The organism is Micromonospora sp. NPDC003197 (genome assembly GCF_053590565.1).
In genome coordinates this window covers 24,175-44,856 of sequence record NZ_JBSFTE010000024.1, presented here as the reverse complement: position 1 = coordinate 44,856, position 20,682 = coordinate 24,175, and the positions used below count along the sequence as shown (strand labels likewise).

Here is a 20,682-nt window from a genome sequence, read left to right as displayed (position 1 = left end):
ACAGGAGACCCCCGATGTCCGAGTCGATCCGCGCCCCCCGGGGCACTGGACGTACCGCCCAGGGTTGGCCGCAGGAGGCCGCCCTGCGCATGCTGATGAACAACCTCGACCCGGAGGTGGCCGAACGCCCCGAAGACCTGGTCGTCTACGGCGGAACTGGACGCGCCGCCCGGGACTGGCCGTCGTACCACGCGCTGGTCCGTACGCTGCGCGAACTCGCCGACGACGAGACGATGCTGGTGCAGTCCGGCCGGCCGGTCGGCGTGATGCGTACCCATGAGTGGGCCCCCCGGGTGCTGCTCGCCAACTCCAATTTGGTCGGTGACTGGGCCACCTGGCCGGAGTTCCGCCGCCTCGAACAGCTCGGCCTGACCATGTACGGCCAGATGACCGCCGGCTCATGGATCTACATCGGCACCCAGGGCATCCTCCAGGGCACCTACGAGACGTTCGCCGCCGTTGCCGCGAAACGGTTCAACGACACCCTGGCCGGGACGCTGACCCTGACCGCTGGCTGCGGCGGGATGGGCGGGGCGCAGCCGCTGGCCGTCACCATGAACGGCGGGGCCTGCCTGATCGTCGACGTCGATCCGACCCGACTGGCCCGGCGGGTGCAAACCCGCTACCTGGACACGGTGGCAGACTCGCTGGACGAGGCGGTGGCGCTGGCGGTCGCTGCGAAACAGGAACGCCGGGCGCTCTCGGTGGGTGTCGTCGGCAACGCCGCCACCATCTTCCCCGAGCTGCTGCGCCGGGGCGTCGGCATCGACATCGTGACCGACCAGACCAGCGCCCACGACCCGCTGTCGTACCTGCCGGAGGGGGTGGAGCTGGCCGACGCGGCGGAGTACGCGGCCAGCAAACCGGCCGAGTTCACTGATCGGGCCCGCGCCTCGATGGCCAAGCACGTCGAGGCGATGGTCGGCTTCCTGGATGCCGGTGTCGAGGTGTTCGACTACGGCAACTCGATCCGGGGTGAGGCGCAGCTCGGCGGCTACGACCGGGCCTTCGACTTCCCCGGGTTCGTGCCCGCGTACATCCGACCGCTGTTCTGTGAGGGCAAGGGTCCGTTCCGCTGGGCGGCCCTCTCCGGCGACCCGGCCGACATCGCGGCCACCGACCGGGCCGTACTCGATCTGTTCCCGGAGAACGAGTCGCTGGCCCGGTGGATCCGGCTGGCCGGGGAGCGGGTCGCCTTCCAGGGCCTGCCGGCCCGGATCTGTTGGCTCGGCTACGGCGAGCGGGACCGGGCCGGGGTGCGGTTCAACGACATGGTCGCCTCCGGTGAGCTGTCCGCGCCGGTGGTGATCGGCCGGGACCATCTGGACTGCGGCAGCGTGGCCAGCCCGTACCGGGAGACCGAGGCGATGGCCGACGGCTCGGACGCGATCGCCGACTGGCCGCTGCTCAACGCGCTGGTCAACACCGCCTCCGGGGCATCCTGGGTCTCCATCCACCACGGTGGTGGGGTGGGCATCGGCCGGTCCATCCACGCCGGCCAGGTCTGCGTGGCCGATGGCAGTGCGCTGGCCGGGCAGAAGATCGAACGGGTGCTCACCAACGATCCGGCCATGGGCGTCATCCGGCACGTCGACGCCGGCTACGACGCCGCCCGTACCGTCGCCGACGCTACCGGCGTCCGCATCCCCATGCCTCAGGTGTAAGGAAGGGCCCCTTGTTATCGCATTCTGTAGAGGAAGGGTCCCTTCCTAACCGGTTTCGCCACCTGTGGGACCAGCTCGCCCCGATCGGGCGGGACGAACACACCGGCGGCTACCTGCGCTACACCTGGACCGAGCCGGAGCTGCGGCTGCGGGACTGGTTCCGGGAGCAGGCCGCCCAACGGTCGATGCCGGTCACCGACGACGGCAACGGCAACCTCTTCGCCTGGTGGGGCGACCCGGCCGCCGGGGGCGCGCCCGACGCCGAGCGTGGCGGGAACGCGATACTCACCGGCAGCCACTTCGACTCGGTGCCACACGGCGGCGGCTACGACGGGCCGCTCGGCATCGTCAGCGCCCTGCTCGCCGTCGACGAGCTGCGCCGGACCGGGGTCACCCCGACCCGGCCGCTCGGCATCGTCGCCTTCGCCGAGGAGGAGGGGGCCCGGTTCGGCGTACCGTGTCTGGGGTCGCGGCTACTGACCGGCGCGCTGAGCCCGCAGCGGGCGGCGGCCCTGACCGACCGGGACGGCGTACGCCTGGCCGACGCGTTCGGCGGCGAGCCGGTGGGGGCCCGCCCGGAACTGGTCGGCCAACTCGGTGCCTTCGTGGAACTGCACGTCGAGCAGGGCCGCGCGCTGGTCGACCTGGGCTCGCCGGTCGCGGTGGCGAGCGCGATCTGGCCGCACGGCCGGTGGCGGTTCGATTTCACCGGCGAGCCTAACCACGCCGGTACGACCCGGATGGCCGACCGCCGCGATCCGATGCTCACCTACGCGTTCACGGTGCTCGCGGCGAACAAGGAGGCCCGGCTGCGCGGCGCGCACGCCACCATCGGCCGGGTACACGCCGAACCGAACGCCACCAACGCCATCCCGGCCCGGGTGACCGGCTGGCTGGACGCCCGGGCCGCCGAGCCGGAGACGCTGGCCGACCTGGTCGAGGCGGTACGGGCGAAGGCGGCCGACCGGGCCCACCGCGACGGTACGGAGTTGTCGGTGTCCGAGGAGTCGGTGACGCCGCTGGTCGGCTTCGATCCGGGGCTGGCCGGACGGATACATGACCTGCTGGACGTACCGGTGTTACCGACCGGGGCGGGCCACGATGCCGGGGTGCTCGCCGCGCACGTACCGACGGCGATGCTCTTCGTCCGTAACCCGACCGGGGTGTCGCACTCCCCCGCCGAGTCGGCCACCGACGACGACTGCGTCGCCGGTATCGCCGCCCTGGCCCGGGTACTGACGGAGTTGGCATGCCAGTGACCATGTGGAGACGTCAGCCGGACGGGAGCAGCCGGTGACCGCCTACTTCGCCGAGTACGCCTGGTTGCCGGACACGTCGGCACCAACGGCGGACGTGCTGATCGAGGTCACCGACGGGCGGATAACCGGGGTGACCACCGGAGCGCCAGCACGACCAGGCGCCGTACGGTTGGCCGGGCTGACCCTGCCGGGGCTGGCCAACGCCCACTCGCACGCCTTCCACCGGGCGTTGCGTGGGCGTACCCACGGCGGTCGGGGTGACTTCTGGAGTTGGCGGGACCAGATGTACGCCGTCGCCGACCGCCTCGACCCGGACAGCTACCTGGCCCTGGCCCGGGCGACGTACGCGGAGATGGCGCTGGCCGGGATCACCTGCGTCGGCGAGTTCCACTACCTGCACCACCGCCCGGACGGGGGCCGCTACCACGACCCGAATGCGATGAGCGCGGCGCTGGTGGAGGCGGCGGCGCAGGCCTGCATCCGGATCACCCTGCTCGACACCTGCTACCTGACCGCCACTGTGGATGGTCAGCCACTTACCGGGGCGCAGCACCGGTTCAGCGACGGCGACGCGTACCGCTGGGCCGAGCGGGCCGCTGCCTTCGCGCCAACCAGCGGCAACGCCCGGGTGGGCGCGGCGGTGCATTCGGTACGCGCGGTGCCCGCCGAACAGCTGGCGGTGGTGACCGCGTGGGCGGACGAGCGCGGGGAACCGCTGCACGTCCACCTCTCGGAGCAGCCGGCGGAGAACGAGGCGTGCCTGGCCCGGTACGGGTGCACCCCGAGTGAACTGCTGGCCGACCGGGGCGTACTCGGCCCGGCCACGACGGCCGTACACGCCACCCATTTGACCGACGCCGACCTGGCCCTGCTCGGCGGGACCGGCACCGGTACCTGCTTCTGCCCGACCACGGAACGAGACCTGGCCGACGGGATCGGCCCGGCCCGAGCCTTGGCCGACGCGGGTAGTCCGCTCAGCCTCGGCAGCGACAGCCACGCGATCATCGACCTGTTCGAGGAGGCACGGGCAGTCGAGCTGGACGAGCGGCTGCGTACCCGGCGGCGCGGGCACTTCACCACTACCGAACTGCTGACCGCCGCCACCGCCACCGGGCACGCGGCGCTGGGCTGGCGTGATGCCGGCCGGATCGCCGTCGGGCAGCGCGCCGACCTGGTCACGGTGCGGCTGGACAGCGTACGCACGGCGGGTGTGCCACCGGTCGGCGCGTTCTTCGCAGCCAGCGCGGCCGACGTGACCGACGTACTGGTGGATGGTCGGCCGGTGGTGCGCGACGGCCGGCACGTCACCATCGACGTACCGGCCGAGTTGCGTAAGACGATCGAGGCGGTGACCCGGTGATCGCCCCCGGAGTCGAGAGCGAGGTAACCCCGTGAGCCCGCTGGCCGACCGCAGTCTTCTGGTCGACAACATTGGCGAGCTGGTCACCAACGTCGGCGGCACCGGCGAGGGCGGCCCGCTCGGCATCCGGCGCGGGGCGGCGGTGCTGGTCGAGGGCGACCGGATCGCCTGGGTCGGCCCGGCCAGGTACGCCCCGGCGGCGGATCACCGGATCGACGCCGGAGGCGCGGCGGTACTGCCCGGGTTCGTGGACAGCCACGCGCACCTGGTCTTCGCCGGGGATCGGGCCGCCGAGTTCGCGGCCCGAATGGCCGGGCAGCCGTACACCGGTGGCGGGATCCGTACCACGGTCGCCGCCACCCGGGCCGCCAGCGACGCCGAGCTACGCACCAACGTCGCGCGCCTGCACCGCGAGGCGCTGAGGCAGGGCACCACCACCATCGAGATCAAGAGCGGGTACGGCCTCAGCGTCGCCGAGGAGGCTCGGTCGCTGCGGATCGCCCGGGAGTTCACCACCGAGACGACCTTCCTCGGGGCACACGTGGTGCCCACCGAGTACGCCGACCGGCCCGACGACTACGTGGGCCTGGTCTGTGGGCCGATGTTGCAAGCAGCCCTGCCGTACGCCCGGTGGATCGATGTCTTCTGCGAGCGGGGCGCGTTCGACGTCGACCACACCCGGGCGATCCTCACCGTCGGGCAGGCCGCCGGTCTGGGCGTACGGCTGCACGCCAACCAGCTCGGCCCCGGGCCGGGTGTGCAGCTCGCCGTCGAGGTCGGGGCGGCCAGTGTGGACCATTGCACCCACCTGTCCGACGCCGATATCGAGGCGCTGGCCTCGACCGGGTTCGACTGCATGTGTGCCGACGGCGGGCACACCACCACGGTGGCGACGCTGCTGCCCGGGGCTGAGTTCTCCACCCGCTCGCCCTATCCGGACGCACGTCGACTGCTGGACGCCGGGGTCACCGTGGCCCTGGCCACCGACTGCAACCCCGGCTCGTCGTACACCTCGTCGATGCCGTTCTGCGTGGCGCTGGCCGTACGCGAGATGGGGATGACCCCGGCGGAGGCGGTGTGGGCGGCGACGGCCGGGGGCGCGCGGGCGTTGCGCCGTGACGACGTCGGCGTGCTGCGTCCCGGGGCCCGGGCCGACCTGGTCGTCCTGGCCGCCCCGTCCTACCTGCACCTGGCCTACCGGCCGGGGGTTCCACTGATCAGCCAGGTCCTGCACAACGGAGTACCGCAGCATGAGTGAGCGAAGCGAACGAATCAACAAGCACAGGCAAATAACTCATGCCGACAACGAGCAAAGCGAGGCGACGGCATGAGTGAGCAAATTTTTGTGACTGTCCAGCCCACCGGGGTCTCCCCCGCCGATGTGCTCGCAGTGGCCCGGGGCAGCGCCATTGTCACCCTGGACCCGGCGACCGTGGCAGCGATGGAAACCAGCCGGGCGATCGTCGACGACATCGAGCGGGACGGGCGACCGGTGTACGGCGTCTCGACCGGGTTCGGGGCACTGGCGAACACCTTCGTCGCCCCGGAACGGCGGGCCGAGTTGCAGCACGCGCTGATCCGCTCGCACGCCGCCGGGGTCGGCGCGGCCATGCCGCGTGAGGTGGTTCGGGCGATGATGCTGCTGCGGGTGCGTTCGCTGGCGCTCGGTCACTCCGGGGTCCGGCCGCTGGTCGCACAAGCCCTGGTCGACCTGCTCAACCACGACATCACCCCGTGGGTGCCGGAGCACGGTTCGCTGGGTGCCTCCGGTGACCTCGCCCCGCTGGCACACTGCGCGTTGGTGCTGCTCGGCGAGGGTTGGACGGTCGGCAAGGGCGGGGTACGCGAGGACGCGGCGGTGGCCCTACAGCGGGCCGGGCTGGCCCCGATCGCGCTCTCCGCCAAGGAGGGGCTGGCGCTGATCAACGGCACCGACGGCATGCTCGGCATGCTGTTGCTGGCGATCGAGGACGCGCGGCACCTGTTCACCATGGCAGATGTCACCGCCGCGCTGGCCATCGAGGCGATGCTCGGGTCAGAGCGCCCATTCCGGCCGGAGCTGCACGCCATCCGGCCGCACCCAGGGCAGGCGGTCTCGGCGGCCAACATCCATCGGCTGCTCCAGGGCTCGGCGATCATGGACTCGCACCGGGACGATCTGGCCCACGCGGTACAGGACGCGTACTCGATGCGGTGCGCGCCGCAGGTGGCCGGCGCGGCCCGGGACACCTTGTCCTTCGTGGACGGTACTGCCGCCCGGGAGCTGGTCTCGATCGTCGACAACCCGGTGGTGCTGCCGAACGGGCAGGTGGAGTCGACCGGTAACTTCCACGGCGCACCGCTGGGCTTCGCCGCCGACTTCCTGGCCATCGCCGCCGCCGAGGTCGGCTCGATCTCGGAGCGCCGGGTGGACCGGCTGCTGGACGTGTGCCGCTCCCGCGACCTGCCGGCGTTCCTGTCCCCGGATGCCGGGGTCAACTCCGGCCTGATGATCGCCCAGTACACCGCCGCCGGCATCGTGGCGGAGAACCGGCGGCTGGCCGCCCCAGCGTCGGTGGACTCACTGCCGACCAGCGGCATGCAGGAGGACCACGTCTCGATGGGCTGGGCGGCAGCCAAGAAGCTGCGTACCGTGCTGGACAACCTGACCAGCCTGCTCGCGGTGGAACTGCTGGCCGCCGTACGAGGATTGCAGTTGCGGGCCCCACTGGTCCCGTCGCCGGCCGGACATGCGGCGGTGGCCGCCGTACGTGAGTTCGCCGGGGAGCCCGGCCCGGACATCTTCCTCGCCCCAGCCATGGAGGCTGCCCGGTCCGTGGTCGCCAACCGGGCACTCCGGTCCGCAATCGAGACCCACCTCGGCCCACTTGGATGAAAGAAAGAGGTGAAAGGAAGGGCCCCTTCTTATCGCTTTCTGTATAGGAAGGGGCCCTTCCTAACGTCTAAGCGTTCGGGAGCACGGACTAAAAACGCCACCAGCGCCGACTGTCGACGTTCCACAGCCGTACGGTCTCGTCACCGCCGCTGGTGGCGAGGGTCTTGCCGTCGGGGCTGAACACCACGCCGATGACGGGGCCGCCGTGGCCGATGGTGGCGCTGTTCCCGCCGGTGGCCGCATCCCACAGCCGCACCGTCTCGTCACTGCCAGCGGTGGCGAGCGTCTTGCCATCAGGGCTGAACGCCACGCTCTCCACCGATGCGGAGTGGCCGGTCAGGGTGGCGGTGGCCGTACCGGTGGCCGCATCCCACAGCCGCATCGTTCCGTCACTGCCAGCGGTGGCGAGCGTCTTGCCATCAGGGCTGAACACCACGCTCTCCACCGATGCGGAGTGGCCGGTCAGGATCCTCGTGGTCCTACGGGTAGCCACATCCCACAGCCGCACGGTGTCGTCGTTGCCAGCGGTGGCGAGCAGCTTGCCGTCAGGGCTGAACGCCACGCTCGAAACCCAGCCGTCATCGTCGAGGTCGCCGTCGTCGGTCAATATGGCGGTCGTCCTGCCGCTGGCCACCTCCCACAGGCGTACGGTGTCATCCCCGTTACCGGTGGCGAGCGTTCTGCCATCAGGACTGAACGCCACGCTGGTAATCCAGCCGTTGTGTCCGGTCAGGGTGGCGGTGGTCGCGCCGCTGGCCACATCCCACAGCCGTACGGTCTTGTCCCCGCTGCCGGAGGCGAGGATCTTGCCGTCGGGGCTGAACGCCACGCTCTCGACCGATTCGGTGTGGCCGGTCAGGGCGGCCGCGCTCTTGCCGGTGGCCACGTCCCACAACCGTACGGTCATGTCCCGACTGCCGGTGGCGAGTGTCTTGCCATCCAGGCTGAACGCCACGCTCGTAACCACGTCGGTGTGGCCGGTCAGGGTGCGGTCCGGTCTGCTTCCCAGAGAGGCCCAGAGCCCGATGGCGAAGACAATGGCCAGTACGAGGGCGATGGCGCCGCCGATGACGGCTTTGCTGCGACGAATCCGGGACAACCAGCGTGACCTGCGGACAGGGGTGGTGGCAACGCCGGTGTCTCCCGCCTTCACCGCACGGGGGATGACGCCGGCTGCTGTGGGCCGCTTGATGTGGTGGGCGTTGTCGCCAAAGGTCGAGGTCTCGGCCGGGGGCGGCGGGGCGGGCAGGGTCGGTGTAGCCGGTGCTACCGCCAGGCCAGTGGGCGCCAGGACTGGCGGGGTCGGTATGGCTGGTGTTGCCGGCACGGGTCGGGTTGGTGCGTGGGTGATTGCGGGGACGTGTAGAGCGCCCTCGGCGACGACGAGTTCGGGGGAGTCGAGAGCCGTGGGGGCGATGCGCAGGGCACGGTGCAGCAGGGAGGCGACGAGGGGTACCCGGGAGGATCCGCCGACCAGGAAGACGCCGGCGATGTGTCCCCTGGATACGCCGATGTCCCGCAGCAACGCGGCGGTAAGGTCGACGGTGCGGTCCAGATGCGGACGGGCCATCGTTTCGAACTCGTCGCGGGTCACATGGACAACCGTTTCGACAAGGGGAACATGCAGCTCGGCCGTGGCGTGCCGGGACAGCTGTTCCTTTGCGATCCGGGCATCGCGCCACAACAGTTGCTGGGCGCGTAGGTCCGTGGGGGTTTGCGGCCACTCCAGCCGCCCCCATGCATCGGTATTGGTGGCCGTCAACGACCGGACATGGGCCACGATAGCGGCGTCGAGGTCCAAGCCACCGACATCGTCCAGCCCCGCGGTGGCCAGCACCTCAAGCCCACCCCCGACGCGTCGAACGATACTGACGTCGCAGGTACCGGCACCAAGGTCGTAGACGACGAGAGACCGACCGACCGGGAGATCACGGCCCAGGACGGAAGCAAAGTACGCCGCAGCGGCAACCGGTTCGGCAACGAAGCCGCACTCACCGAGCTGCGCCCGCTGCGCGGCAGCAGCGAGGACACCCAACCGGGTACGACTCCACCCGGCCGGATGCGTCACCAGAACAGCGTCCGGCGGACCGCCGCCCACCCGTACCGCCTCGACAGCTACCCGGGACAGCACCGCCGCGATCGCCTCCGTGACGGCGACCTCCCGCTCGGCGAGCCAGATCACCCCGTCATCGATTCGCCGCTTCGGGTTGGCCTCGAAGCCAGCGGGGTAGGTCGACGCCCCGCGTTCGGCATCCACCCCGGTCAGCAGCGGGCCGGTGCCCGGGCGGACGAACACCCCGGAGGACAACAGTGGAGACGCGTCGAACAACAACGGCTTCGCCCGCGAGTCCAGGCCAGCGAGCATCGCCACCGTCGATGAGGTGCCGAAATCGATGCCGAGGCGATACCCACCCAGTGCCACCGGATCACCCTATGGCAATACATCAAAATCCTGTTGAGCCGCAGAACGCATCTCGGCCTGGGCCTTCGGTCCGGGCGTGCGCGAGGTCGTAGCGCCTCATGCCGCAGCCTCCGCGTGGAGCATCTGGACGCCGTAGGTGATCTGATCGCGGGGAAGGAATGTCGAGACGATCGCGATGTCCTCGTAGCATCCGACCGGGCGCCATGCTTGTGATGATCTTGGTGTCGCGTTGCATCGCCGGGCCGAGCACGGCGTCCATGCGGTCGTCGGCGAATCCTGCGCCAGCGCCGATTCTTACCTCCTTCATCGTCCGCCCCCGAAGAATGCGAGGAACTCGTCGACCGCGGTGATCTGGCGCGAGGTGCGCCCCATAATCCGGGGGGCTCGCTTCGTGCCGGGAATGACGTGCCCGCCGCCCTCGATCGTGATCAGGCGCACGGGTGAGTGGATGCCGTCAAGGAAATCGCTGCGCTCCACGCGGGTCCCGTCCGACTCGCGGGGAGTCAGCGGGGTCACGATCGGTGATGTGGTGATCCCGTTGCGGTCGGCCCAGTATGCGGCGGTGTCGAGCGCGGAGAGGCCGAGTCCACGCGGGCGGAAACCGAACAGCGACGCAGGCCCTCCCTGGTAGGGCACGTTCGGGTCTTTCGTGCCGTGGACGATCAGGACCGGAAAAGCGGCGTGACTGTCGCCGGAGGGGGCGAAGATTTCTGGCGCGGGCTGCGTCGCCGAGATGAGCATGATGCCCGCGAAGAGCTGGCCCGCCTCGTGAGCGGCGCGGATGGCGAGCTGGCCGCCGTTGGAGTAGCCGATGAGGTACACCTGCGAGCGGTCGATGCCGGGCTCGGCGGCAAGGGCGTCGATGAGCGTCCGCACGAAGAGGACATCGTCGTAGCCCTCTGCGCGGGCGGCGAATCCCGCAGTAGTGCGGGCATCGTTCCAGTGCTTCTTGTAGCCCTCCGGGTAGGCCACCACGAAGCCGTGGTCGACCGCGAGGGAGTCGAAGCTCGGGCCAGCGAAGCGCCGCAGCGTCTCCGGGGTCTGGTTCGAGCCGTGCAGTGCGATGACGAGCGGCGCGTTGGCGGGCACGGCGGGCAACGTCAGAAGATAACGCCGCTCGCGATCAGCCACGACGAGCCTGCGCAGGCTGCTCATACGAATGCCAAGCGCAGGACGAACTCGGCGACGACCAGGAGCCCGAGGACGATCGCGGGTAGAGCGCGGGCTGCCGGGTCGCCGATCCCACCGATCGACCGATAGGCCGGCACCGGTATCCGCAAGTGCCCGGCCTCGTTCCGCACCCGCTCTGAAGCGGGAAGCTTCCGGATACCGCTCAGCACGAACATCAACGCCAGCACCGCAGCGATGATCGCGGTCACGATCATTCGATCCTCCTCATGACGGCCGACAGGTGGGATCGTCAATCCAAGAAACGGATAGATTATCCGAAGCCTATCACGTAGCCGGATAGTCCATCCGCTTTGGGAGTCGATCAGCTAGGATCGGGCCGTGGTGGTACGAGGCGATGTGGTGCGCAACCGACAGCGACTCCTCGGCGCGGCCGCTGAGATGCGCCGCCGAGGGAAGCCCCTGCAGTTGAATGCGGTGGCGCACGAAGCCGGGGTGGGCGTCGGAACGGTCTACCGGCACTTCGCGGACGTCGAAGAGCTGACAGAGGCGCTCGTACACGATGGCTTCGCACAGTTGGAGGCGCAAGCGCGCGACATCACGGATGCCGCGTCCCTGCGAGTCTTTCTTGCCCGCGCCCTCGACATCCTGGTGACCGATGGCGACTTCGCGACCGTCGCCACCAACCCCGCGCCCGCGCTGCCGATGACGGCCGAGGCGCGAGCATCCCTGCTGGCGGTCCTCTCTGAGGGCATCGCCCACGCCCAGCGGGACTCGGCTACACCCACGCCATTGACTCCTGAAGATGTCCTCATGCTGCTATGCGGCCTGGCATATGCGATCCGGCGCAGTGGAGCCACCGGCGAGAGGGCGCGGCTCTACCTCGACGCATTCCTCCGGGGAGTTTTTCCGACTCCGGCGGAGTAGTCGCCGAGAGCGCTTCCCCGGGCGAACGGCTGACCGCCAGAAGCTCAGGCCCTGCCTTCGAGTGAGAGGCGGGGTTCCGGCATCAAGGTTTGCCACTCCAAGACAACCCGAACCAGGAACCCTGCTCGGTGGATCAGATTGCCATAACCCGTACGGTCACGGTAGCCGTCGGGCCGTTCGCGGCGGGTCATCTCGGTGAGCTGACCCGCCTCATCACCGCCGGTGAGATCACCCAAGCCACACGACTGGCCCGTAGCCTACGTACCGAAATGCTGCTGCTGGGCGACCGCGGCTATGCCGCCGCCGGCGTCATCGCCGACACCGCCATCGACCTGGTCGACGTCATCACCAACGACCCTTGGCAAACCAGCGACCGCCCTAACTGAACGGCGTTGGGACTAGAGCACCTTGGCGACTACCTTGGCCAGTTCGCGCAGGGCCTTGCCCCGGTGGCTGATCGCGTCCTTCTCCTGCGGGGTCAGCTCGGCGTTGGTCCGGTCCTGCCCGTCCCCGAGGAAGATCGGATCGTAGCCGAATCCGCCCTCGCCGCGCGGTGTGCGCAACAGTCGGCCGGGCTGCCGCCCCTCGACCAGGTGTTCCCTGCCGCTGGGCAGCACCAGAGCCACCGCGCAGACGAACGCCGCCCCCCGCTGCTCGTCGGAGACGTCGGCGATCTGGGCGAGCACCAGGTCCAGGTTGGCCCGGTCGTCGCCGTGCCGACCGGACCACCGGGCGCTGAACACGCCGGGCATGCCGTTGAGCGCGTCCACGGCCAGGCCGGAGTCGTCGGCGATGGTGGGCAGGTTGGTCTGCCGGCAGCCTTCCCGCGCCTTGAGCAGGGCATTCTCGCCGAAGGTGAGCCCGCTCTCCGGGACCTCCTGGTATTCGGCGACGTCAGCCAGACCGACCAGTTTGATCCGCTGTGGACCGAGCGCACCGTCGAGGATGCGCTGCAACTCGGCGAGCTTCTTGGCGTTACGGGTCGCCAGTAGCACCTGGATCATTCGGCGAGTGCCTTTCGTTGGGCTTCGGTCAGTTCGGCACAGCCGGCCACGCCGAGGTCGAGCAGTGCGTCGAGCTGCGCGCGGGCGAACACCCCGGACTCGCCGGTGCCCTGTACCTCCACGAAGTCACCGGTTCCGGTGCAGACCACGTTCATGTCGACCTCGGCGCTGACGTCCTCCGCGTAGCACAGGTCGAGTCGGGGCTCCCCGTCGATGATGCCCACGCTGACCGCGGCCACCGAGCGGTGCATCACCGCTGCTGGCTTGCCGGCCAGGGCCTTGCGGCTGGCCAGCCAGCTGACCGCGTCGTGCAGCGCCACGTACGCCCCGGTGATGGCGGCGGTCCGGGTACCGCCGTCGGCCTGGAGCACGTCGCAGTCGAGCACGATCGAGTTCTCGCCGAGCGCCTTCAGGTCGATGCAGGCCCGCAGGCTGCGTCCGATCAGGCGGGAGATCTCATGGGTACGACCACCGAGGCGGCCCTTGACGCTTTCCCGGTCGGAGCGGGTGGTGGTGGCTCGGGGCAGCATGGAGTATTCGGCGGTCACCCAGCCGAGTCCGGAGCCTTTACGCCAGCGGGGCACCCCTTCGGTGACGCTGGCGGTGCAGAGCACCCGCGTGTCGCCGAATTCGACGAGCACCGACCCCTCCGGGTGGATGCTCCACTTCCGGGTCAGGGTCACCGGTCGGAGTTGGTCGGGCTGCCGCCCGTCAGGTCGCGCCATGCCGGAAGCCTATGTGTTCGCCGGAACGCGCCGACCTGGGGTATCGGTTGCCCGACCAGCCCCAACCGACCCGCCCATCCAGCCAACCCACCTGCCCAGTAGCCTCGCGCAGCTGCCCAGCCAGCACGGCATCACGGCGACGCGGGTCAGATCTCGTAGCTGGCACCGGGGCGGACCACCTCGACCGGGCCGGCGAAGGCGGCGGAGGCGGACTCGAAGGTCGATGCCTCGCTGCCCCACGCGGCGACGAGGTGGGTGAGCAGCAGTTTGCCGACCTCGGCCTTGTTCGCGGCCTCGCCCGCCTCCCGGCCGGTCAGGTGCAGGTCCGGCGGGTTGTCCATTCCGTCGAGGTAGCTTGCCTCGCAGAGGAACACATCGGCGCCGTGCGCCAGCCGCAGCAGCGCCTCGCATGGGGCGGTGTCCGACGAGTAGCAGAGCACCCGCCCTTCGTGTTCCAGCCGTACGCCGTAGGTTTCCACCGGATGGTTGACCCGGTCGACGGTGACCGAGAACGGCCCGATGGGGAAACTGCCGGGCTGTAGGCCGTAGAAGGTGTAGACGTCGTCGACCGGCTCCTCGTCCGAACTGTAGGCGCGGGCGATGCGGTCCGGGGCCCCGGCTGGCGCGTAGACCGGCAGCGGTGGCTGCGGACCGTCCGGGGAATAACGGCGTACGACCACGTAGCTGACCGCGTCGAGGATGTGGTCGCAGTGCAGGTGGGTGAGGAGGATGGCGTCGACGGCGTTCAGCCCTACGTAACGCTGGAGTGCGGAGAGCGATCCGGAGCCAAAGTCCATGAGGAGACGGAAGCCTTCGGTTTCCACGAGGTACGCAGAGCAGGCCGACTCAGGGCCGGGGAAACTTCCGGCGCATCCCAGAACAGTCAATCGCATCTGGCTATCCCGTTTTTGCCCGCGGCCGGAGACAGCCCGCCCCCTACCACTTCGAAGATCGTTTTCGGCGAGTCTGCCACGGTGCGCAGCCTACGCCGCGACAAGTAGGCGGACCGAAGATCTGCTCCGTGTTGTCGCCAAGGTGACAGCACCCCCCACCTCGACCTACCGCAGTTCAGGGCAATTCACCCAAATCAGGCGTTACGCCCAAGCTACCTCTCCGTTGCACTGCGTAGGAGGCCGAGCGATCATCGCTGAGCCAGAACACTGAGCAGGATGGTGAAGGGGTGCCCGCGCAGGTCGACAGACGTCCGCCCGGTCTGGCGTCGTCCGAGCTTCCGGTGGTCGATACGGCGACCCTGGCCGCGTTGGCGCAGGCGCTCCAACTGAAGGCCGGATCTCCGCACGTCACCACCCGCTACGCCTCAACCCCGGTGCCAGTAGCGACCAAGATCAAGCCGCCGCCGCTGACCTCGCCACCACCGACTCCACCACCGACTCCGCCACCGCTGAACTCGGCGATGCTGCCCACCGCCGGCCGACACCGCTTCCTGGGCCGCCGACCACAACCCCGGGGAGCCAACGGACGCATGCTCGGCATCTGTGGCTGGGCCACCGGGCTCGGCATCGTCGGATTCGGACCCGCGCTGCGCGCGCTGGTCGCGGTCCACTCCGACATCGTGCCCGGATGGTATGAGCCGCTGCTGGCTGGCCTTGGCCTAACCGGAATCGGCCTGACCGTGGCCGCGCTCGGGATGGCCCGGCATCGGCGACTGCCGTGGATCGCGCTGGGGCTGGCCACCGTACCCGTCTGCGTCAGCGTGGGCCTGGCCATCGCCATTCCCTGACCAGGCAGCCAGCACACCATCGCCGCATTTCCTGACCAGGCAGCCAGCACACCATCGACATACCGCCTGGCATGCGACCTCGTCAGGCCCAGAGCTGACCTTCCAAGGCTTCCTCGGCATCGTTGAGCGTGCCGCCGTATGCCCCGGTCGACAGGTACTTCCAGCCGGCATCGGCCACCACGAAGGCGACGTCGGCCCGTCGGCCCTCGCGTACCGCCTGGTGGGCCACGGCCAGCGCGGCGTGCAGGATCGCACCGGTGGAGAGACCCGCGAAGATCCCCTCCACCTCGACCAACTGCCGAGTACGCAGCACCGCGTCCCGGGTCCCGACGGAGAACCGACGGGTCAGGACACTCGGGTCGTACAACTCGGGCACGTAGCCCTCGTCGATGTTGCGCAGCCCGTAGACGACCTCGCCGTACCGGGGCTCGGCCGCGACGATCTCGATGCCCTCGACCTTTTCGCGCAGGTAGCGGCCGGTACCCATCAGGGTGCCGGTGGTGCCCAGGCCGGCCACGAAGTGCGTGATCGTGGGCAGGTCGTGCAACAGTTCCGGGCCGGTGGTCTCGTAGTGGGCCCGGGCGTTGGCCTCGTTGCCGTACTGGAAGAGGGTCACCCAGTCGGGATGCTCGGCGGCGATCTGCTTGGCGGTCACCACCGCCTGGTTGGACCCGCCGGCCGCCGGCGAGAAGATGATCTCCGCGCCGTACATGCGCAGAACCTGCACCCGCTCGGCGGAGACGTTCTCCGGCATCACGCAGACCAGCCGGTAGCCCCGGGTCTTGGCCACCATCGCCAGCGCGATGCCGGTGTTGCCACTGGTCGGTTCGAGGATCGTGTCCCCCGGCCGGAGCCGCCCGGACTCCTCAGCCTCACGGACCATGAACAGAGCCGGGCGGTCCTTGATGCTGCCGGTCGGGTTCCGGTCTTCAAGCTTGGCCCAGAGCCGCACCGGCGGTGCCCCGTCGGGCACCGTCGGCGAAAGGCGGGGCAGGCCGACCAGCGGCGTGCCCCCACAGGCGTCGAGCAGGCTGTCGTACCGCGCCATCGCGGCCGACCTCAGCGTCCGGAGACCGGGGTACGGGCGGCCGCCAGCGCCGCGGCGGCGGCGAAGCCGAACGCGCCACCGGCGACGGCGGGCAGGATGGTCACCGTGTCGCCGTCGGCCACCTTGGCGTCCAGCGCGCCCAGGAAGCGGACGTCCTCGTCGTTGACGTAGATGTTGACGAACCGGTGCAGGCCACCCTCCTCGGTGACCAGGCGACCCCGCAGGCCGGAGTACTTGCCGTCCAGATCGGTCAGCAGCTCGGCGAGGTTGTCACCGGCGCCCTCGACGACCTTCGCGCCGCCGGTGTAGCTACGCAGGATGGTGGGGATACGAACTTCGATGGCCATGGTCTTACTCCTGATGGAACGACGGTGTCATGGAAGAAAGGGACTACGAAGGTATGGGTGTCGAGCTGCGCTGAGAGATCAGCGGTCGGAACACTCGTAGTCGACCGTCGCCGGGCTCTGCCCGAACATGTAGGACTGCACGGCGTGCTGGTCCACGTTGGCGTCGACGCGCTCGGCGTCGAGGATCTGGACCGGCTCCTCGGTGATCACGCCGTCCACGATGCGGAACGAGCGGATCTCCTCGGTGGCGGAATCGCGGGTGGAGACGAGCAGGTAGTGAGCCCCTGGCTCACCGGCGAAGGCGACGTCGGTCCGCGACGGGTACGCCTCGGTGGCGGTGTGCGAGTGGTAGATGACGACTGGCTCCTCGTCGCGGTCGTCCATCTCCCGCCACACCCGGAGCTGTTCCATCGAGTCGAACTCGTAGAACGTCATCGAGCGTGCCGCGTTGTCCATCGGGATGTGCCGGGTCGGGGTGTCGCTGCCAGCCGGTCCCGCGACGACGCCACACGCCTCGTCGGGATGGTCCCGACGTGCGTGGGCGACGATCGCGTCGATGATCGACCGGTCGATGCTCAGCACGCCCACCAGCCTACCCGCAGCCCCGCGAGGTTTTCACGTGGCGACCGTCACCCGGTACGGCCGCCGTGTTTCTCGATGAACACCTCGATCCCGTCCAGGACCCGTTGCAGGCCGAACTCGAAGTCCTCCGCGTCGACGTAACCGCTGATCTCGTCGAAGAAACCGGTCGAGGTCATCTCGTACAGCGCCGGGTAGCGGTCGGCGTCGACCACCTTGCGCAGGATCTGCCCGTACCTGATCGGGTCGTACGTCCCGGTGCCTATGGCCCGGTTCAGCTCCCGCGAGAAGTGCGCCTCGCCGTGGACGTACCCGGTGAGGAGCTGGACCACCGCCAGCCGGTAGCCGTCCGCCAGGCCGGTCCCGTCGAGCGCCCGGAGACCGCGGTCCATCCAGGTCAGGCCGTTCGGGGTGACCGGCGGGCCGCTGATCGGCACCTCCAGCAGCCAGGGATGCCGACGGAAGAGCTGTAGGTGGTCGCGGGCCCACCGCTCCAGACCGGCCCGCCAGCCCTCGTCCGCCGCCTCGTCCGCCGTCTCGTCTGCCGTCTCGTCTGCCGTCTCGTCTGCCGTCTCACCCGAGGATGACGCAGCGGCCTGCGGCATCACACCGGCGGCCTCCTGCATGAGCATGAGCAGTTCGTCCTTGCCCTCGACGTAGCGGTAGAGGGACATGGTCGTGAACCCGACTCGTTCGGCGACGCGGCTCATGGACACCTGCCCGAGCCCTTCCGCGTCCGCCAGCTCGATGGCCGCCTGGACGATTTGATCGAGGCTGAGCCCAGGTCGGGGCCCTCGGCGCGGGCGCTCCCGTCGTCCCCAGAGCAGTTCCAGGCTGCGTGGCAGCTCGTCGCCGGTGGCGTCGTCGTTCGTCATCCGTGTCCCTTGGTCGGCCTTGACCCCATCCTAGAACTGTGTATAGCCTACACATAAGCGTGTATGACATACACAGTTCGATCTCGGGCAGCGCCGAAACGAGAGACAAGATGACTGATGACGCAATCGTGAAGGCCCACGGAATCCACAAGTCGTACCGGCGGGTCAAAGTGCTCGACGGCGTCGACCTGAGCGTACGAAAAGGAACGGTATTCGCACTGCTCGGCCCGAACGGCGCCGGCAAGACGACCCTGGTACGAATCCTCTCGACACTCATCAAGCCGGATACCGGAACGGCGACGGTAGCCGGCCACGACGTGCTGCGCACACCGAAGAAGGTGCGCGAGACGATCAGCCTCACCGGGCAGTACGCCGCCGTCGACGAACTGCTGACCGGCGAGGAGAACCTGCTGATGATGGGTCGACTCTGCCATCTCGACCCGGCCGCGACCCGCCGTCGGACCGCCGAACTGCTCGACCAGTTCGACCTCGCCCAGGCCCGGAGCCGGTTGGTCAAGACCTACTCCGGTGGCATGCGACGACGCCTCGACCTGGCCGTCAGCCTGCTCGGTCGACCTTCGGTGATCTTTCTCGACGAACCGACCACCGGGCTCGACCCACGCAGCCGGCAGGCCATGTGGGACCAGGTCAGAGAGCTGGTCGCAGCGGAGGTCACCGTCTTCCTCACCACGCAGTACCTCGAGGAGGCCGATCAACTGGCCGACCAGATCGCCATGATCGACGACGGTCGGGTGATCGCCGAGGGCACCGCCGAGTCGCTGAAGTCGCAACTCGCCAGCGAGCGGGTGGAGCTGCTCCTCGGCACCGGGGACGACTTCGAACGGGCCCGCCAGGAGCTCGATGGCCAGACGATCGGCATCGACCGGGAGCTGCGCACCATCAGCGTGACGACCGACGGAAGCGCCGAGCAGGTGCGACACCTGCTCGACCAGATGGCGAAACAGAACATCGTCGTCGACCGGATATCGACACACCGCCCCAGCCTGGACGACGTCTTCCTGGCACTGACCGGCCGTACGGAAAGGGCAGAAAACCGATGACCACCCACTCGGCGCTCTATTGGGCGGCCAGTGATTCGCTCACCATGGTCGGCCGCAGCCTCCGACACACCCGGCGCAATTTCGACTCACTACTGCTGACCGTGTTACTACCGACGATCATGCTACTCATGTTCGTCTACGTATTCGGCGGCGCGCTCACCACCGGATTCGACCAGTACGTCAATTACGTCGTACCCGGAATCGTTTTGCTTTCCACCGGGTACGGCGCGTCGTCGACCGCCGTCAGCGTGGCCAACGACATGGTCAACGGCATCGTGGACCGCTTCCGTTCGCTGCCGATCCTCAGCACCGCCGTCCTCACCGGGCACGTGGTGGCGAGCATGGTCCGCAACGTCGTGGCCACCGCGCTGGTCATCGGCCTGGCACTCGTCGTCGGCTTCCGACCGAACGCCGAGCCGGTGGAGTGGTTGGCCACGATCGGCCTGCTGTTGCTGTACATCCTGGCGATGTCCTGGCTGGCGGTGGCGCTGGGCCTCCTCGCCGGAAATGTCGAGGCGGCCAGTGGCTTCACCGTCATCATCCTCTTCCTGCCCTACCTGAGCAGTGCCTTCGTACCGACCGAAACGATGCCCACCGCCCTGCGCCAGTTCTCCGAGCACCAGCCGATCACGCCGATGACCGAAACCGTCCGGGGTCTGTTGATGGGTACGCCGATCGGCGACAGCGCCATACTCTCGATCGCCTGGTTCGGCGGAATCCTGGTGTTGGGCTATCTGGCCGCCGGCTACCTCTTCAAACGCCGCGCCGCCCGCGGCTGACCAGCGGCTGACCGAGCCATCCAGCCAGCGCTCGATCGAGCCGTTCAGCCAGCGGCTAGTCGAGCAGGGCGTTCAGCAGGGACTCCTGAAGGTAGCCGAGATAGGCGTAGACGGAGAGCTGGAAGACCCGGGTCGATCCTGGGTCTTCCAGCACCGCCTCGTCCAGTTCGCTGGTGAGGTCGGTGTCGTCGGTCAGCTCCAGCCGCACGCCCATCGCCAACCGGGCGTCGTTGAGCGCCCGCAACCATGCCTCGGCGGCCTCGGCGTCGAGACGTACCGTGCCATCGGCGTCGTCGTCGGGCAGGGCGGCCAGAATCGCGCCCGCCTGGTCGATCTTGCCGGTCTTGAGGTCACCCTCGGTGTACTGACGGAACTCGGCGGAGTCGACCGGATCCCGCGGGTAGATGTCCGGAAAGAGTCGGCCGACCACCGGATCGGAGTGGTCGAACCCCTCGGTGAGCAGTCCGACGACCTCGGAGGCGACCTTGCGCAATACCCGCACCTCGTCGGGTGCCAACTGGGCCACGTAACGGTCGCCGCGCCGGCGGAAGGTGCTCACGAGCGATCCACCGTCGCCCAGAGCCCGTAGGCGTGCAACTGGGACGCGTCGTGCTCCATTCGTTCCCGGGCACCGCTGGACACCACCGCCCGCCCCTTGTGGTGAACGTCGAGCATCAGCTTCTCGGCCTTCTCCCGGCTGTATCCGAAGAGCTTCTGGAACACCCAGGTGACGTAGGACATCAGGTTGACCGGATCGTTCCAGACGATCGTCACCCACGGTCGGTCGGAGACCGGTACCTCTTCGGGGTTCATCGTCTCGACCGGAGCAACCTGCGGAGCCGTCACGTCCCCCATCGTGCCACCGTCCCGACGGTAGCGTTGAACCGG

The 20,682-nt window shown here is 69.1% G+C and carries 22 protein-coding genes; 10 read left to right on the top strand and 12 right to left on the bottom strand.

Going from position 1 to position 20,682, the window contains the following annotated elements:
* Positions 1 to 14: 14 nt before the first annotated feature.
* The 5 genes from hutU to hutH all read left to right on the top strand — a co-directional run bounded on the left by hutU (position 15) and on the right by hutH (position 7,158).
* Positions 15 to 1,664 (top strand): urocanate hydratase, encoded by a 1,650-nt coding sequence (hutU, locus tag ACWDV4_RS23350; RefSeq protein WP_449982269.1) that lies wholly within the window; start codon positions 15 to 17, stop codon positions 1,662 to 1,664.
* Between the two features lie 11 nt (positions 1,665 to 1,675).
* A complete protein-coding gene (locus ACWDV4_RS23345; protein ID WP_449982266.1) occupies positions 1,676 to 2,923 on the top strand; it encodes an allantoate amidohydrolase in 1,248 nt (415 codons plus the stop codon).
* Positions 2,924 to 2,957: 34 nt separating this feature from the next.
* Entirely contained in the window at positions 2,958 to 4,283 is a 1,326-nt protein-coding gene (locus ACWDV4_RS23340; protein ID WP_449982263.1) for a formimidoylglutamate deiminase, read from the top strand.
* A gap of 40 nt (positions 4,284 to 4,323) precedes the next feature.
* A complete protein-coding gene (hutI, locus tag ACWDV4_RS23335; RefSeq protein ID WP_449982418.1) occupies positions 4,324 to 5,541 on the top strand; it encodes an imidazolonepropionase in 1,218 nt (405 codons plus the stop codon).
* Between the two features lie 69 nt (positions 5,542 to 5,610).
* On the top strand, positions 5,611 to 7,158 hold the full coding sequence (gene hutH, locus ACWDV4_RS23330; protein ID WP_449982260.1) for a histidine ammonia-lyase: 1,548 nt from the start codon (positions 5,611 to 5,613) through the stop codon (positions 7,156 to 7,158).
* A gap of 88 nt (positions 7,159 to 7,246) precedes the next feature.
* On the opposite strand, the gene ACWDV4_RS23325 is transcribed toward hutH, so the two are convergent.
* The 3 genes from ACWDV4_RS23325 to ACWDV4_RS23315 form a co-directional block, all read right to left on the bottom strand.
* Positions 7,247 to 9,580, bottom strand: coding sequence for a WD40 domain-containing protein (locus ACWDV4_RS23325; RefSeq protein WP_449982257.1), 2,334 nt, complete (start codon positions 9,578 to 9,580; stop codon positions 7,247 to 7,249).
* A gap of 303 nt (positions 9,581 to 9,883) precedes the next feature.
* Complete coding sequence (locus tag ACWDV4_RS23320) at positions 9,884 to 10,735, bottom strand: alpha/beta hydrolase family esterase (RefSeq protein WP_449982254.1); 852 nt, start codon at positions 10,733 to 10,735, stop codon at positions 9,884 to 9,886.
* Positions 10,732 to 10,965 carry a hypothetical protein gene (locus ACWDV4_RS23315; RefSeq protein ID WP_449982251.1) on the bottom strand — a complete coding sequence of 78 codons (234 nt, stop codon included), beginning with the start codon at positions 10,963 to 10,965 and terminating at the stop codon, positions 10,732 to 10,734. The genes ACWDV4_RS23320 and ACWDV4_RS23315 overlap by 4 nt, the downstream gene beginning before the upstream one ends.
* 124 nt (positions 10,966 to 11,089) lie before the next feature.
* Here ACWDV4_RS23315 and ACWDV4_RS23310 point away from each other — a divergent pair, with 124 nt between their 5' ends.
* Together ACWDV4_RS23310 and ACWDV4_RS23305 are read left to right on the top strand one after the other, a co-directional pair.
* Positions 11,090 to 11,635, top strand: coding sequence for a TetR/AcrR family transcriptional regulator (locus ACWDV4_RS23310; RefSeq protein ID WP_449982249.1), 546 nt, complete (start codon positions 11,090 to 11,092; stop codon positions 11,633 to 11,635).
* A 128-nt stretch (positions 11,636 to 11,763) separates the two neighbouring features.
* Positions 11,764 to 12,021, top strand: a complete 258-nt coding sequence (locus tag ACWDV4_RS23305) for a hypothetical protein (RefSeq protein WP_449982247.1) — start codon at positions 11,764 to 11,766, stop codon at positions 12,019 to 12,021.
* 12 nt (positions 12,022 to 12,033) lie between these two features.
* Here ACWDV4_RS23305 and rdgB read toward each other — a convergent pair whose 3' ends face one another.
* The 3 genes from rdgB to ACWDV4_RS23290 all read right to left on the bottom strand — a co-directional run bounded on the left by rdgB (position 12,034) and on the right by ACWDV4_RS23290 (position 14,257).
* Complete coding sequence (rdgB, locus tag ACWDV4_RS23300; protein WP_449982244.1) at positions 12,034 to 12,639, bottom strand: RdgB/HAM1 family non-canonical purine NTP pyrophosphatase; 606 nt, start codon at positions 12,637 to 12,639, stop codon at positions 12,034 to 12,036.
* The gene (rph, locus tag ACWDV4_RS23295) at positions 12,636 to 13,364 is read right to left on the bottom strand and encodes a ribonuclease PH (RefSeq protein WP_449982241.1); all 729 of its coding nucleotides are present in this window, start codon (positions 13,362 to 13,364) and stop codon (positions 12,636 to 12,638) included. The genes rdgB and rph overlap by 4 nt, the downstream gene beginning before the upstream one ends.
* A gap of 146 nt (positions 13,365 to 13,510) precedes the next feature.
* On the bottom strand, positions 13,511 to 14,257 hold the full coding sequence (locus ACWDV4_RS23290; protein ID WP_449982238.1) for an MBL fold metallo-hydrolase: 747 nt from the start codon (positions 14,255 to 14,257) through the stop codon (positions 13,511 to 13,513).
* Between the two features lie 287 nt (positions 14,258 to 14,544).
* Between ACWDV4_RS23290 and ACWDV4_RS23285 the strand changes: the two genes are divergently transcribed.
* On the top strand, positions 14,545 to 15,105 hold the full coding sequence (locus tag ACWDV4_RS23285) for a hypothetical protein (RefSeq protein ID WP_449982235.1): 561 nt from the start codon (positions 14,545 to 14,547) through the stop codon (positions 15,103 to 15,105).
* 82 nt (positions 15,106 to 15,187) lie between these two features.
* On the opposite strand, the gene ACWDV4_RS23280 is transcribed toward ACWDV4_RS23285, so the two are convergent.
* The 4 genes from ACWDV4_RS23280 to ACWDV4_RS23265 all read right to left on the bottom strand — a co-directional run bounded on the left by ACWDV4_RS23280 (position 15,188) and on the right by ACWDV4_RS23265 (position 17,954).
* Complete coding sequence (locus ACWDV4_RS23280) at positions 15,188 to 16,153, bottom strand: PLP-dependent cysteine synthase family protein (protein WP_449982233.1); 966 nt, start codon at positions 16,151 to 16,153, stop codon at positions 15,188 to 15,190.
* 11 nt (positions 16,154 to 16,164) lie between these two features.
* Positions 16,165 to 16,500 carry a MoaD/ThiS family protein gene (locus tag ACWDV4_RS23275; RefSeq protein ID WP_449982230.1) on the bottom strand — a complete coding sequence of 112 codons (336 nt, stop codon included), beginning with the start codon at positions 16,498 to 16,500 and terminating at the stop codon, positions 16,165 to 16,167.
* A 78-nt stretch (positions 16,501 to 16,578) separates the two neighbouring features.
* Complete coding sequence (locus tag ACWDV4_RS23270; RefSeq protein WP_449982227.1) at positions 16,579 to 17,082, bottom strand: Mov34/MPN/PAD-1 family protein; 504 nt, start codon at positions 17,080 to 17,082, stop codon at positions 16,579 to 16,581.
* Positions 17,083 to 17,129: 47 nt separating this feature from the next.
* Entirely contained in the window at positions 17,130 to 17,954 is an 825-nt protein-coding gene (locus tag ACWDV4_RS23265; protein ID WP_449982224.1) for a TetR/AcrR family transcriptional regulator, read from the bottom strand.
* 110 nt (positions 17,955 to 18,064) lie between these two features.
* Here ACWDV4_RS23265 and ACWDV4_RS23260 point away from each other — a divergent pair, with 110 nt between their 5' ends.
* A complete protein-coding gene (locus ACWDV4_RS23260) occupies positions 18,065 to 19,015 on the top strand; it encodes an ATP-binding cassette domain-containing protein (RefSeq protein WP_449982221.1) in 951 nt (316 codons plus the stop codon).
* Positions 19,012 to 19,794: an ABC transporter permease gene (locus ACWDV4_RS23255; RefSeq protein ID WP_449982218.1), complete on the top strand. Its 783-nt coding sequence runs from the start codon at positions 19,012 to 19,014 to the stop codon at positions 19,792 to 19,794. The genes ACWDV4_RS23260 and ACWDV4_RS23255 overlap by 4 nt, the downstream gene beginning before the upstream one ends.
* 55 nt (positions 19,795 to 19,849) lie before the next feature.
* Here the strand turns inward: ACWDV4_RS23255 and ACWDV4_RS23250 are convergent, their stop codons facing one another.
* Both ACWDV4_RS23250 and clpS read right to left on the bottom strand, forming a co-directional pair.
* Complete coding sequence (locus ACWDV4_RS23250) at positions 19,850 to 20,374, bottom strand: DUF2017 domain-containing protein (RefSeq protein WP_449982415.1); 525 nt, start codon at positions 20,372 to 20,374, stop codon at positions 19,850 to 19,852.
* Positions 20,350 to 20,640, bottom strand: coding sequence for an ATP-dependent Clp protease adapter ClpS (gene clpS, locus ACWDV4_RS23245; RefSeq protein ID WP_449982215.1), 291 nt, complete (start codon positions 20,638 to 20,640; stop codon positions 20,350 to 20,352). The genes ACWDV4_RS23250 and clpS overlap by 25 nt, the downstream gene beginning before the upstream one ends.
* Positions 20,641 to 20,682: the final 42 nt, after the last annotated feature.